General features: G+C 44.1%; 12 protein-coding genes. 5 read left to right on the forward strand and 7 right to left on the reverse strand.

Going from position 1 to position 13,908, the window contains the following annotated elements:
• Positions 1-455: 455 nt before the first annotated feature.
• From JMX91_RS08120 to potA, 4 genes are all read right to left on the reverse strand, one after another.
• Entirely contained in the window at positions 456-1,346 is an 891-nt protein-coding gene (locus tag JMX91_RS08120; protein ID WP_201548471.1) for a LysR family transcriptional regulator, read from the reverse strand.
• A 115-nt stretch (positions 1,347-1,461) separates the two neighbouring features.
• Positions 1,462-2,268 carry a spermidine/putrescine ABC transporter permease PotC gene (potC, locus tag JMX91_RS08125; RefSeq protein ID WP_201548473.1) on the reverse strand — a complete coding sequence of 269 codons (807 nt, stop codon included), beginning with the start codon at positions 2,266-2,268 and terminating at the stop codon, positions 1,462-1,464.
• A complete protein-coding gene (gene potB / locus JMX91_RS08130; protein WP_201548475.1) occupies positions 2,268-3,146 on the reverse strand; it encodes a spermidine/putrescine ABC transporter permease PotB in 879 nt (292 codons plus the stop codon). Before potB ends, potC begins: the two co-directional genes overlap by 1 nt.
• Complete coding sequence (gene potA / locus JMX91_RS08135) at positions 3,146-4,387, reverse strand: spermidine/putrescine ABC transporter ATP-binding protein PotA (protein WP_201548477.1); 1,242 nt, start codon at positions 4,385-4,387, stop codon at positions 3,146-3,148. Before potA ends, potB begins: the two co-directional genes overlap by 1 nt.
• A gap of 401 nt (positions 4,388-4,788) precedes the next feature.
• Here potA and JMX91_RS08140 point away from each other — a divergent pair, with 401 nt between their 5' ends.
• The 3 genes from JMX91_RS08140 (at position 4,789) to JMX91_RS08150 (ending at position 7,213) form a co-directional block, all read left to right on the forward strand.
• Positions 4,789-5,427 (forward strand): carbonic anhydrase, encoded by a 639-nt coding sequence (locus JMX91_RS08140; protein ID WP_201548479.1) that lies wholly within the window; start codon positions 4,789-4,791, stop codon positions 5,425-5,427.
• Between the two features lie 185 nt (positions 5,428-5,612).
• On the forward strand, positions 5,613-6,176 hold the full coding sequence (gene gloA, locus JMX91_RS08145) for a lactoylglutathione lyase (RefSeq protein ID WP_201548481.1): 564 nt from the start codon (positions 5,613-5,615) through the stop codon (positions 6,174-6,176).
• A gap of 77 nt (positions 6,177-6,253) precedes the next feature.
• Positions 6,254-7,213, forward strand: coding sequence for a mechanosensitive ion channel family protein (locus JMX91_RS08150; protein ID WP_201548482.1), 960 nt, complete (start codon positions 6,254-6,256; stop codon positions 7,211-7,213).
• Positions 7,214-7,342: 129 nt separating this feature from the next.
• Here the strand turns inward: JMX91_RS08150 and JMX91_RS08155 are convergent, their stop codons facing one another.
• From JMX91_RS08155 to ribA, 3 genes are all read right to left on the reverse strand, one after another.
• Entirely contained in the window at positions 7,343-7,819 is a 477-nt protein-coding gene (locus JMX91_RS08155; RefSeq protein WP_201548483.1) for a c-type cytochrome, read from the reverse strand.
• Positions 7,820-8,206: 387 nt separating this feature from the next.
• Positions 8,207-9,217, reverse strand: a complete 1,011-nt coding sequence (gene hemF / locus JMX91_RS08160; RefSeq protein ID WP_413786787.1) for an oxygen-dependent coproporphyrinogen oxidase — start codon at positions 9,215-9,217, stop codon at positions 8,207-8,209.
• Positions 9,218-9,224: 7 nt separating this feature from the next.
• Complete coding sequence (gene ribA / locus JMX91_RS08165) at positions 9,225-9,953, reverse strand: GTP cyclohydrolase II (protein ID WP_201548484.1); 729 nt, start codon at positions 9,951-9,953, stop codon at positions 9,225-9,227.
• Between the two features lie 633 nt (positions 9,954-10,586).
• On the opposite strand from ribA, the gene dxs reads away from it, so the two are divergent.
• Positions 10,587-12,659, forward strand: coding sequence for a 1-deoxy-D-xylulose-5-phosphate synthase (dxs, locus tag JMX91_RS08170; RefSeq protein WP_201548485.1), 2,073 nt, complete (start codon positions 10,587-10,589; stop codon positions 12,657-12,659).
• A 343-nt stretch (positions 12,660-13,002) separates the two neighbouring features.
• A complete protein-coding gene (locus JMX91_RS08175; protein ID WP_201548486.1) occupies positions 13,003-13,830 on the forward strand; it encodes an inositol monophosphatase family protein in 828 nt (275 codons plus the stop codon).
• The last annotated feature ends 78 nt before the right edge of the window (positions 13,831-13,908 follow it).

Below are 13,908 nucleotides of genomic sequence, written 5' to 3' on the forward strand. Positions count from 1 at the left end.
ATGTCATCGAAGCTTTTCATGCTACCAGCCATCTGCTGGGCCAGTTTTTTAATGTCGTTTTGGTTAGTCATTGCTTATTCTCCTGTTAATGGATTATAAGCAGTTACACAGTTTTTAGGAAACTCCCACATATCTTTGATGTGACTCCTCCCGTATATGAAATTGAACCTTCTGATGATTAGGGTCGTACAATTGAAACTGTACCTTTGAAAGAAGAAGATGTAAGTCTTCATTGGGTTGCCAGCACTAAAAAATATTCTAATTAATTGTTTCGATCATTAAGTACACTCAGATGTACATTGATTCAACCTAAAATCTCATATACAGTGAAATCACTTAGCTACAGTCAAACATTCAAGTCCTCACTAGGGAACCATCAGTTTTACTAACGCCTACCATAACGTAAGAAAGCGAACGATATTTTATAACCAAAAAATATAATAAACAGTGGAATATTAAACTGGCTTTACAATCCTTTCCAATAAACTGGCAAATCCCTGCATATACGCCGTATCTTTACTTGAGGTACGCGTCGCGGCGTATAGCTGACAATGAACCCCTTCTCCTAGTGGCCGCGAGACGACCCAACCTTTTTTCTCGTATTCAGCAACTACCCAATCAGGCAATGCTGCTACGCCGCGTTCACTGGCAACCAACTGAATCAGCATCGCGGTCAGCTCTGTCGTACGAACACTCTCAAAGCTTACCTGTGCTGGCGTCATAAAATTAGCAATGATGTCGAGACGTTTGGCCTCTACGGGATAGGCAATTAATGTCTCATTAACCAAATCATCAGGTTCAATAAATTTCTGAGCAGCTAAATCATGCGTTGGTGAGAGTACCAAACGACTCTCATATTCAAACAATGGCTGATAGCTGATACCGTCGAGCGGTAAATCACTGGTAGTAATAAGCAGATCAATATCACCTTCCATGAGTAGATGATGCGGCTCAGGCTCAAACCCGGTGGCAAAGTCTAGCTCGACATCTGACCACTCACGGCGATAGTGGTTAAGTATCGGCATGAGCCAATCAAAGCAGCTATGGCACTCTGATGCTAGGCGTAATCTGCCTGCTTGGCCGTGAGCCAAGCGTTTAAGGTTAGATTTGGTACGAGTTACTTGCGGTAGGATGTTGTCTGCTAACGCCAGTACCGCTTTACCTGCTGGCGTAAAGCTAAGCGGGCGAGTTCGGCGATTGACTAAGCTGATGTCGTAGTAGTTCTCAAGCTCTTTTAATTGATGTGAAACGGCCGAGGCAGTAACGTGTAGCTCATCCGCCGCTGCTGCAAGTGAACCATGCGCTCGTAGCGCGGTTAACGTATTAAGATGACGTAGCTCAAGCATAATATAACCTAACCGCTAAGGTGAGAAAAATTCATTATAGTCAATATAGCGCTGACTTTCACTCATAGTCCATTATTAATGAGTAGTTAATAGGCAATTAGTCAGCAATCAACATCTAGCGCTTGCGTAATAATAACTGTGAGATAAACACCAATACTAGTGAAGCAACCAGCAATAACGTACCAATGGCGTTGACTTCTGGCTTGAGTCCTACGCGCACCATAGAATAAATGCGCAGCGGTAAAATCTCATAGCTAGGCCCTGTGACAAAGGTCGACACCACTACATCATCTAGCGATAAGGTAAAAGCCAGCAACCAACCTGCCATAACCGCAGGCAAGATAACTGGAATCAATACGGTGCGCACCATGGTTGATTCGTTAGCCCCCAAGTCACGTGCCGCTTCCATTAGACGCTCATCTAAACTACTTAATCGTGCAAAGACGGTAATAACGACGAAGGGTAAGCAAAAGGTAATGTGTGCCAATAATAGTGACACAAAACCTAACTGTAGACCGATTAACAAAAACAGTGCTAATAATGAAATGGCTAATACAATCTCAGGCGACATCATCAGGACAAACAGTAGCCCATTTAGTAAGCCTTTACCGCGAAAGTTGTAACGATGTAACGCCAGCGCTGTAAGCGTGCCTATCAAAGTTGAGACGGTGGCTGCCACCAATCCTAAGACAATCGAGTGCCAAAATGCATCTAGCATCGCTTGGTTATTGAATAGTGATTCGTACCACTTTAAGCTAAAGCCGCCCCAGTTGTAGCCAATTTTCGACTTGTTAAATGACAGCACCACCAAAACAATGATGGGCAGATACAACAGGGTATAAATAAGTCCGAGATAGCCTTTGGCAGCGATACTACCAATCTTGAGCGTACGAGTTTTTTTATTCGGTGAGCTATAAGACATTAGGCCACCTCATTAAAGTCAGTTTTGCCAATGCGGCGGCTACTGGCACGGTAGGCCAGTAATAATACCGCCATCGCTAATGTCAATAAGACGCTGGCCGCAGCACCAAAGGGCCAATCACGCGCATCCAAAAATTGGTTTTTAATAATATTACCGACCAGTAAATTGCGAGAGCCACCCAAGATATCCGCCACATAAAACATGCCCATTGCAGGCAACAGCACGAGCAGTACACCAGAGATAATCCCAGGGGTCGTTAGTGGCAATACCACATGCCAAAAGGTCTGTGTTTTAGTTGCGCCCAAATCCTGCGAAGCCAATAGCATGTCATTGCGTAAGTCAGTAAATACGGCATATAGCGGTAGCACCATAAACGGAAATAACAAGTAAGTTAGTCCTGCGATCACCGCGCCTTGGGTATATAAAATATCGATAGGGGTATCGATTACGCCGATTGCCAATAGCAATTTATTAATCAAGCCATTGTTAGCAAATAGTAATTTGAGCGCATAAGTCCGCACTAAAGAGTTGGTCCAAAAAGGCAGTATCAGTAGTAGCATCAGCAACGGCTGCCAACGTACTTTTGCTTTAGATATTAGCCATGCAAAAGGGTAGCCAAGCAATAGGCAGATAACCGTTGTGATACCTGCCATCCATAATGAGTGGACAAATACTTCAAAATACAATGGGTCAATCATCCGCACATAGCTGTCGATACTGACTGGCAAGCTGATAAAGGCACTACTATCACGGGTCAAAAAACTGACAGCGATGACTAGGATATTTGGTAATAGTGCAAATATCAGCAGCCAACCCCAGATTAGCCAAAGCGTGGCGGTACGAAATGGACTTTTACTGCCTAAGTGGTTGCGGACCATCAGCTACCATCCTTTTGTGCAGTTGTGTCTGGCATAGTTTCAGAGTCTTCTGGCAATACCCATTCCCAGCCATCTACCCATGAGACTTTAACGCCTTCATTTAGTTTGTAATCAAAGCTCGGGTCGTCTTCATCAAAAAACTCAGAGGCTTTAATGATATGACCATTTGCCAGTTCGATAATCGAGTCTAAGGTGCTGCCTTTATAGTTACTCTCGATGACACGGCCTAACAGTCCACTATGCTCGTTATCTTTTGGATCATATATTCGTAAGTCTTCGGGGCGCAGTAGTAAATTGACGATATCGCCCACTTGTACATCATTGGCAAAATTGGGACGACGTAAGTTGCGTAAGGTGGTTGGCCCTGCTTGCGCCTGCGCTTCACAGACTTCGACCTCTATACGTCCGTTGGTCATTTTACCATCGCGATCTGGCTGGTCTGGATGGACACCTTTAACCTCAGCTCTAAATAAATTGGTCTCGCCGATAAATTTGGCAGTAAACAGATTGGCAGGGGTTTCATAGATCTCGATAGGCGTACCGATTTGCTGGAACGTACCGTCTTTCATCACGGCAATACGGTCTGACATTGACAGCGCTTCTTCTTGGTCATGAGTCACGAAAACGAAGGTAATGCCCAGCTCACGTTGTAGACGCTTCAGCTCAGATTGCATTTGCAGGCGTAGTTTGTGATCGAGTGCGGATAACGGTTCATCAAGCAATAGTAATTTAGGACGGTTAATCACCGCACGAGCAATCGCAACTCGCTGCTGCTGACCACCAGATAGATCTTGTGGCTTGCGGTTGGCCAAATGCTCTAGCTGTACCATCGCTAGCATCTCACTGACGCGTTTTTGAATCTCAGCTTTTGGCACTTTTTTTAGCTTTAGGCCATAAGCCACGTTTTGGGCAACGCTCATATGAGGAAACAACGCATACTGCTGAAATACGGTATTGACCGGACGTTTATCAGCGGACAAGCCTGCCATCTGTACGCCATCCAAATATATCGCCCCAGCGTTCGGCTGCTCAAAGCCTGCAATCAAGCGTAGTAATGTCGTCTTACCACAGCCTGATGGGCCAAGTAACGTCAAAAACTCACCATGCTTGATATCAAGGTTGATGTCTTTTAGGACTTCAGTTTGATCATAGGTTTTTTTTAGACCAGTCAGTTGCAGCAGCACCTGATCATCATGAGGTGACGCAGAGGTGTTATGCGTATTTTGAGATAAGTCGGTCATAATATCTGTTCCTGAGCGTCCAATAGCTATATGCAGCTGGCTGTCATTATAGGGATTGGCATGAGCGTAAGCGCGGTCTAAATGCTGCCTGATTGCTGCCTGAATGATGCGTATTATAACAAACCCTTAATAGAATTCAGTGCAAGTTCGTTATAAGTTACGCGAGTCATACTGTCGTAGCAGCGATATATACAGCTGTCTTTTTAGATGTGACTACATTCACCTAGCGATATTTAGACAAATTTTTTTACCATTTTTTGGTTTTTATTGCTATACAATCACGTTATGGCTGACAAACATGATTAGCCTGATAGTTTGGCGATAATTAGCCAATCTGTGCTTGAATACATATATGCAAAACAGCTTATAACTCTAATATTATTGATGATAAAGGATCTCTCATGCCTACCGATACACGTCCAACCACAGGTCAAGAAGCGCTTGAGCTTTTAAAAGCAGGTAATGCACGCTACGTTGATAGCCTCACCAGTACCGATGAGTATATGCAGCGCCGTCCAGAGTTGGTCAAGGATCAAAATCCATTGGCTATTATTTTGGGTTGCTCAGATGCGCGAGTACCCGTTGAGATTGTTTTTGATCAAGGTTTGGGAGATTTGTTTGTTATACGAGTTGCGGGTAACGTGGTTGCACCATCGCAGATTGGTTCAATCGAGTTTGCAGCTGAAGCCTTTGGTACGCAATTGGTAGTGGTACTTGGACATTCAAAATGTGGCGCTGTCACGGCTTGCGTTGAGACATTGATTAACCCTGAGCAGAACTATTCACCTAACTTGCAATCTATCGTTGATCGTATTCGCCCAAGCGTTTATAACTTGCACGAACTGGCAACTGCTAATGGTCAAGACGTCGATGCAGACGAGCTGGTCGATCGCTCTATCCGCGCGAACGTACGTATGTCAGTCAGTCAGCTAAAGCATGGCTCACGTGCATTAGAGGACTTAACCAATAGTGGTCAGCTATTGGTAGTCGGCGCTGAGTATGACTTAGAGACAGGAAAAGTGCGTTTTTTAGATAGCTAATCAGTCTTAGGTAGATTCAGATAACTAGCTAGTTAGGGCATAAAGACGAACATACCTTGTTCATATTCTTACAAAACCCTATCAGTTATTTTGCCATTTTTTATTATGATAAGAGAACGGCGCAAATTACGACAATCGTGATTTGCGTGTTTATGTATTTATTTTTGAATTATATTAGGATAATTATGTCTACTTCATCTAACAACAATAACGACGCAATAGACCAGCCTGCTAGCAGCGTTAATATGGATGGTGTTCAGCCAATTTCATCACAGACGACCGGTTTTACTTTTAACCACACCATGCTACGTGTCAAAGATCCTGTTAAATCACTAGCGTTTTACACTGGTGTCTTGGGCATGACCTTGCTTGCTGTTAAGAAGTTCCCTGACATGGGATTCGATTTATATTTCTTGGCTAAGTTGACTGAGAGCGAGCGCGAAAACTTGCCAACTGGCGATGATCTAGAAATTTTTGCTTTCCGTCAACGTGGTATTTTAGAGTTGACGCACAACTACGGTACCGAGACAAAAGCTGACTTTAGCTATCATGACGGCAATCAAGATCCACAAGGTTTTGGTCATATTTGCTTTAGCGTACCGAATTTAGAAGAAGCAGTTGCTTGGTTTGATAAAAATGACGTCGAATTTAAAAAGCGTCCAGAAGATGGCAGCATGAAAAATATTGCTTTTATCAAGGACGTTGATGGCTATTGGATCGAAATCGTACAAGCTGATTTGATGTCATAACTGGCAAAGAAGCAGTGAGGTTTTCATTTGTTTATCCCCTTAAACACGCGCTAAGACAGCAATAGGAGCAACCCTTTATGCCCACCCCCGACGTGAGTCGCATATCGAATACTCTAACCGATGGTGTAACCATCTATCAACAAGTGGTCTATACCACGCAAGACTTGGCAAGTGGCTTTATTGAGCGCATTCCATATTTTGTGGCGGCGCTCATTGTGTTGGGGATTTTTTGGCTATTGTCGATTATTTTCAAAAAAGTAGTGCATAAAACCTTAGGCGCGCGCGTGCGTCATCAAAATTTGGTGAAGGTGTTTCAGCGGATAGGTGGGGCGCTTATTTTCTTTATTGGTTTTATGATAGCGATGGTTATTGCAGTGCCAGGATTCACCCCTGCTAAGCTGATTGGCGCGCTCGGTATTGGTTCCGTTGCTATCGGTTTTGCTTTTAAGGATATCTTCCAAAACTTACTCTCTGGTATCTTGCTGCTAATTTCAGAGCCGTTTCGTATCGGTGATCAGATTGTCTCAGGCGACTATGAAGGAACAGTCGAAGATATCAAAATTCGCGCAACCACCATCAGGACTTATGATGGCCGTCAAGTGGTGATTCCAAATTCAGATCTCTATACCTCAGCATTGACCGTCAATACCGCTTATAAGCAGCGCCGTCTGCAAGTCGCAGTTGGTATCGGTTATGAAGATGATATCGAAGCGGCCAAAGCTGAGATTATAAAAGCATTAGATAAGATAGAGAGCGTCTCGAAGAAAGCAACGCCAAGCGTGATTGCTACTGGTTTTGGTGGTTCGTCCATTGATCTAATGGTACGCTGGTTTATCGAAGATGGTACGCAAGCCAATAAGGTTGCCTCGATTCATCAAGTAATTGTAGGTATCAAAAACTCGTTGGATGCAGCGGGCGTAAATATTCCATTCCCAATACGTACGATCGATTTGAGTGATCCTTCAGTGAGTGCAATCGTTAATAAAATGAACGAGCAGCAAGACGTTGTGGATGTGAATAAAACAGTAGCAGAGTAGGGCGCTCGGTGAAATATTTAATTAGTGTTAAAACTTTGATTTCCACATTATTCAGAAAACTAAAAAACCGCCACATCAATTGATATGGCGGTTTTTTTATACGTGTCTACGTGCTATAAATACAAAGCTTTATTCGTCTTTCGCTCTAAAGTCGGTATGGCATGATTTACAGCTTGCACCAACTTGTCCAAACGCAGGCTTAACATCGTCCATGCTAGTGGCGTTTTGGGCGGCGGCGTTTAGCTCAGCAGTGACTTTTTGAAAGTTTTCCGCTTCAGCACTGAATCCATCAGCATTAGACCAAACCGCTTCGGTAGCATTGCCTACCGCTTCTGGATCTTCAAAATGACTCCAAGGCTTGGCGGCATCTTCCGCCAAGAACGCCGCTTGCTCTTTAAATACATCGGCATCAAATGTGTCAGGTGCTTTTGCCATATCACCCATAACGCCCATTGCATCGCCCCAGTTTTTCATGGCGTCTTGACGCGCTTGCACGTCAGGGTTAGATCCTGTTGAGGTGCTACAGGCCGTTAGACCCAGTGCAGCCGCTATCAAAGTAACGCTAAACAGAGATTTGAAAGATTTGTTGGTATGAACCTGTGCCATATGACTTACTCCTTTAAACTTGGCTAATAGTAAGCGCGATTAAAAACGCTCGCTTTGACTTAAAATATAGTTATACAAAATACTGCCTAAAATTCTTCTGAGCACAGTTGCTAATAAAGAACGTCTTCTATTGTAACGGTTATCTGCGCGTTGGGAATTATATAGTTGTTATATCCTCGTAATATTTTAAATAAGCATACTTTAACTTGGTTGTGTGTGCTTAAGGTTAGTTGCGGTGATTGTATAGTAGCTACACAACATATTTCTGTACGATAAGAATGTGAGAAGAGTTCTTTTGGATAGTACTGACAATAAAAAAGGCCAGCGAATAGAGGCTGACCTTCTTAGTATTCTCAAAAAATATGAATGCCGTGATATTTACGGAAACTACAGTGCTAACCAATCACGTGGCTTTAGATAATAATCGGTCAACTCAAATTCAGGCGTTCCTTCAGCAGGCTCAAAACGATAATGCCAGCTGGCAAGTGGTGGCATACTGACTAGAATGGATTCGATACGTCCATTACTCTGTAGCCCAAATAGCGTGCCACGATCGTAGACTAGGTTGTACTCGACATAGCGGCCACGGCGATAGAGTTGAAACTCGCGCTGCGCTTCAGTATAAGGCGTGTTTTTACGTTGTTCAAAAATCGGCATGATACCGTCAAGATAACCGTTGCCCACGGCTTTCATAAAGTTAAAGCAGGTCTCGAAGTCCCAGCCACGACTTTCAGTACTGACGTCATCATAAAACAAACCACCAATACCGCGTTGCTCATCACGATGGCGCAGATGGAAATACTCGTCACACCACTGCTTAAAATCAGCGTAAATATTGTCTCCAAAAGGCGCACATAGATCATGACAAACTTGATGCCAGTGTACACAATCAGCGAGTACTGGATAGAATGGCGTTAAGTCAAAACCACCGCCAAACCACCAAATAGGCGCTTCGCCTTCCGCTTCCGCTACGAATAAACGCACATTGGCATGGCTCGTAGGCACGTTTGGATTTCTGGGATGGACAACCAGTGATACGCCCATTGCTTGAGCTTTACGTCCAGCGATATTGGGGTGACGCGCAGTCGCAGAGGCAGGTAGGTTATGTACATGAATATGGCTAAACATGACGCCCGCTTTTTCGATGACTTCACCATCTGCCAATACGCATGACCGACCGCCGCCGCCTTCAGGACGTTCCCAGTCATCAGGTACAAAGGTCGCATACTCATTGTCATTAATGCTGCCGTCACGCTCTTGTGCTTCTAGCGATTCACAGATACGTGCCTGTAAATCAACCAAAAATTCACGCACTCGCATGATGTCGTTATTGGTTGGCGTCGTCACTGATGCTACCGTTGATAAGTCTGTTTCGTTATTTGTATTTGTAATACTCATAAGATATCTATTTATTCAGGTGTATGGCGGTATTAAGGTCTGTATCGAGAGAAGCGTCTATATCAAGATTGATATTTTTATCAAACAAGTGGCCCATGCGATCACGTTTGGTTGCTAGATATTCCGCATTCATATCATTGACACCGACCAACAATGGAACCCGTTCGACTACATCAATACCATGCTCAGTCAGATAAGCGACTTTGTTTGGATTGTTGGTGATGAGCCTGACAGCGTCGACACCGATATGGGCAAGCATCGGACCACACATATCATAGATACGTGCATCGGCCGGTAAGCCTAACATGAGGTTTGCATCCAACGTATCATGTCCTTGATCTTGGAGGGCGTACGCACGAATCTTATTGGTCAAACCAATACCGCGGCCTTCTTGACGCAAATACAAAATCGCACCGCAACCTGACTCTTGGATGGCTTGCATGGCAGTATTGAGCTGTGGACCACAGTCACATTTCAATGAGCTAAACGCATCGCCTGTCAGACATTCAGAATGAATGCGAATGAGCGGTACTTGCTTCGCTATCGATTCGTTCTTTTGGTTCAATATCGTGTCGTTTGAGGATTGGCTAGCCATGACATTTTTCTGTTGATCGACCACAGCTAGACCAACGGTCAGCATGACATGCTCTTGACCTTCGCTATTTTCAAAGATATGAATATCAAACTCGCCGTGACGAGTGGGTAATTTGGCACTAGTGATAAATTGATATGACATTGCTGTCCTACATAAGCCTAAAGTCGTGGCGGTGAAAAGTATGTTATTGCTGTTCTAGATGAGCGCTGTTTGAGCCGGTTACTGTTCGAGATAACTACTGTTTTCGATATAACTATTAGTTGAGATGAGCATGTCACCTAAACTTTACTGCTAAAATTAAGATGATACCAGTATAACCTGTTCATAAAGACAGCGTGCTCATTGTATTTTTTATAAAAACACACAAAGTTCACAGACGACGCACGATGATTAAAGCGACAATTAAAAAAAAATGCTATTATGCCATACTATTTTGACGGATACAGTGACAAGTCTTTACCCTTACATTACTATGTCGTCACTAACATCCGCTATTGATGCAAAATAATAGGGCATAATGTCACCCCTCAGTTGTCAATAGTATGAAAGCATCAATATTTTGATATCAAAACGTTGGTATTGACGCGCGGTCTATTGTGCTAGCGTGTCTACTGTCGTAAGTAGCGCAGCTATACAAATACGAAAGTTGCATGAATAATTATATGGTCGATTACATCAATAATGATGTAGGTATTATTGACGTCTTTTGATTATAGTCACCGCTATATTTTAAAGACACGTCTTGTCAGCAGATTGGTAGGTATCGTACGGTTTATGCAGCAGTCACCTCATTCTCCAAAGTCTCAGTCCCTATCTACATCAGTGCTGGATTCTGCTGCTCAGTTATCGAGCTTACAGCAGACCTATACTGTGATTCCACGTGTGCGTCCTCATACGCCGTTGCTTGATGCAATTGATACACCCACTGACCTCAGCACGCTTTCGGCTGCCAAGCTTATTACGCTGGCTGATGAATTGCGCCTTTTTCTATTGTATTCAGCTGGTCAAAGCGGTGGGCATTTTGGTGCCAATTTGGGCGTGGTTGAGCTGACCATAGTATTGCACTATTTGTTAGAGACGCCGCAAGACCAAATTGTCTGGGATGTAGGTCATCAAGCCTATGCTCATAAAGTACTGACAGGTCGCCGTGAGCAGCTAGGTACTATCAGGTCTAAAGATGGTCTGACAGCATTTCCTGAGCGCGCAGAATCTGTCTACGATACATTTGGCGTTGGGCATTCATCGACCTCTATCTCAGCTGGTCTGGGTATGAGTCTCGCACTGCGTTATCGAGGCCGCGAGCAAACGGTTGCTTGCATCATCGGCGATGGTGCAATGACGGGCGGCATGGCATTTGAAGCCATGAATGACGCAGTACAGCAAGATGCTGATTTGCTGGTCATCCTAAACGATAATGATATGTCGATATCTTGCTCTATTGGTGGATTTTCACGACATTTAGCCATGCTTTGGGAGTCAGGTTATCAAGTTGATATCTCTGCGTCAGGTGAGCCAGTACTCTGTCATCGTCCTGATATGCAAGCGTTCGATCGCCGCAAACGTCATAAAGAGATGCGCGATGTTCCGCAGCTAGAAGATAACTTATTCAAAGCCATTGGTTTTACCTATTTTGGTCCGTTTGATGGGCATAATATTCCTGAGTTACTGCGCGTATTGTCACTGGCGAAGCAAGTAAAAGGCCCAGTACTAGTGCATATCTATACCACTAAGGGTAAAGGCTTTGCGCCAGCAGAATTAGACCCAGTGGGCTATCACGCAATCAGTAAGTTGCCAGTAGAAAATCATAAAGAACATGAAGCGTCTAAAGCTGACTCTATAGAGCAGCTAAAAAAACAACCAAGTACAAAGCCAGCGTTAAAATATTCGCAAGTGTTTGGCCAATTCTTATGTGATAAAGCGGCCGAAGACGATAAGCTACTAGCTGTCACCCCTGCCATGGAAGAAGGATCAGGGATGACGGACTTTGCTCGTCACTTTCCAGAGCGTTTCTTTGATGTGGCCATTGCTGAGCAACACGCTGTCACGCTAGCGGCTGGGATGGCAACTCAAGGCGTCAAACCTATTGTCGCGATTTATTCAACGTTCTTGCAGCGTGGATATGATCAGCTGATTCATGACGTGGCCTTACAGAATCTCGATGTAATGTTTGCCATTGATCGAGCGGGCTTAGTCGGTGAAGACGGTGCCACGCATGCTGGCGTGTTTGATTTTGGATTTTTACGTTGTGTACCTAATATGGTGATTGCAGCGCCAAAAGATGAGAACGAATGCTACCACTTGCTCAATACTTGCTATGAGTATCCAGGCTGCACGGCGGTACGTTATCCGCGTGGTACAGGCACAGGTGCTGATATTAAGCAGCCAGCTCAAACTTATAAAGTTGGTGAAGCGGTGGTCGAGTCAGTATTAGGTAAAGCTGATGCGCCTTACAAATTGGCACTATTGGCCTTTGGTACGATGGTCGCAACTGCTCAGCAAGCCGCAGAAAGCTTAATAAATAATGATGCAGCGTTAGATTGCCAGATACAGGTGGTCAATATGCGCTGGGTAAAACCGCTAGACACAGCAATGCTTGAGACGTTATTAGCGCAAGGGGTTACTCATATAGCAACCCTAGAAGAGCACATGATTATGGGCGGCGCAGGTAGTGCAGTGAATGAGTATTTACTCAATGAGTCGGCAGCCTTTAAGCAAAGTCGTCCAGCTATTGCTAATATCGGTATTCCTGACCGCTTTATTGCACATGGCTCCCAAGCAGAACAATTGGCTGACTGTGGTTTAGATGTCGAGGGCGTAATTAAGCAACTTAAAATGCTCTTATCGTAAGCGTTACAATATTATTTTAAAAAATTAATGCGCTAAAAATGTGTTAATTAAAACTAACATAAGCTCCTTAAACAGAGCAAACGCCTGCTAGCCGCAGGTGTTAACTTTTTTACAACTTGCGCAGTTTATATGATCGCCAAAGTACTGGCTTGGTCAGCGTGACGGTTTTTTCGTTTTTATTGAACAATTTTAGTATAATGCGGGTATCTTTTATAAGTTTTCGTTTATAAGAGACACGTTTTTAATCGCATAGATGTGGTGTGATGCGGCGGCTGTTTGGCATGTTGTGGGCACAAAGTTAGTCTTATTTTTTATATTCATTCATCAAGCAAATAGGTTATTTATGGAACCCATGGTCGTCATCGCAGCGCGTACTGCTGAAAAAGTTGGTAAAGAGATTTTATATGCGCATCAAAACCGCCACAAAATCGAGTTAGATATTGAGTCTAAAGGACTTGATGGTTTGGTTACCCGTATTGATCGCTTTAGCGAAGAGCTCACGATTGAGACGCTAAAAGCCAGCTATCCTAATCATTCATTTTTGGGTGAAGAGTTCGGTATGCAAGAAGGCCGCGGCGAAGATGCTGACTGGTGCTGGATTATCGATCCACTAGACGGCACTAAGAACTTTGTCCACGGTGTACCGCAGTTCTGCGTATCTATCGCAGTACAGCACAAAGGCGTTACCCAACATGGTGTGGTCTATGATCCAGTACGTGATGAGATGTTCTCAGCGAGCCGCGGTAAAGGCGCGCGTTTGAACAATCGCCGTATGCAAGTGAGCGAGCGCAAAACCATTGATGGCGGTTTCTTTACGACCGGTCATCCGCTTGAGCGTAAGCGCAATGGCGAAGTGGTTTCTTTTGCGAAACAGCACTTTGAGAGCTTGCAGAAGATATCTGAGGCAGGTGGTCAGGTACGTCGTATGGGTTCAGCTGCGCTTGATTTGTGCTATGTTGCTGCTGGTCGTTTTGACGGTTATTTTGAGATGTCTATCAAGCCTTGGGACATCGCTGCGGGCGAGCTTATCGTAACTGAAGCACGCGGTGTGGTGGTTGATCATACTGGCGCGCACAACTCTATGACATCAGGCTCTATCTTTGCTTGTAATGTGAAATTGCTTAAGCCATTGATGCAAACAGTTGTACCAATCTGGGGTGACGCAATCTAAACGTTAATCTTAATGGTATTAACGTTTAGCGCTTTCAGGATTTAGATGTGGTTAGTGTCTAGATTGAGCATGAATGAA

It is taken from the genome of Psychrobacter sp. Pi2-1, assembly GCF_904846645.1.
In the GTDB taxonomy this organism is placed as follows: domain Bacteria; phylum Pseudomonadota; class Gammaproteobacteria; order Pseudomonadales; family Moraxellaceae; genus Psychrobacter.

Coding starts and splice junctions, on each gene's coding strand:
- JMX91_RS08120 (WP_201548471.1), bottom strand. CDS start 1,346: ATGCTTGAGCTACGTCATCTTAATACGTTAACCGCGCTACGAGCGCAT.
- potC (WP_201548473.1), bottom strand. CDS start 2,268: ATGTCTTATAGCTCACCGAATAAAAAAACTCGTACGCTCAAGATTGGT.
- potB (WP_201548475.1), bottom strand. CDS start 3,146: ATGGTCCGCAACCACTTAGGCAGTAAAAGTCCATTTCGTACCGCCACG.
- potA (WP_201548477.1), bottom strand. CDS start 4,387: ATGACCGACTTATCTCAAAATACGCATAACACCTCTGCGTCACCTCAT.
- JMX91_RS08140 (WP_201548479.1), top strand. CDS start 4,789: ATGCCTACCGATACACGTCCAACCACAGGTCAAGAAGCGCTTGAGCTT.
- gloA (WP_201548481.1), top strand. CDS start 5,613: ATGTCTACTTCATCTAACAACAATAACGACGCAATAGACCAGCCTGCT.
- JMX91_RS08150 (WP_201548482.1), top strand. CDS start 6,254: ATGCCCACCCCCGACGTGAGTCGCATATCGAATACTCTAACCGATGGT.
- JMX91_RS08155 (WP_201548483.1), bottom strand. CDS start 7,819: ATGGCACAGGTTCATACCAACAAATCTTTCAAATCTCTGTTTAGCGTT.
- hemF (WP_413786787.1), bottom strand. CDS start 9,217: ATGAGTATTACAAATACAAATAACGAAACAGACTTATCAACGGTAGCA.
- ribA (WP_201548484.1), bottom strand. CDS start 9,953: ATGTCATATCAATTTATCACTAGTGCCAAATTACCCACTCGTCACGGC.
- dxs (WP_201548485.1), top strand. CDS start 10,587: ATGCAGCAGTCACCTCATTCTCCAAAGTCTCAGTCCCTATCTACATCA.
- JMX91_RS08175 (WP_201548486.1), top strand. CDS start 13,003: ATGGAACCCATGGTCGTCATCGCAGCGCGTACTGCTGAAAAAGTTGGT.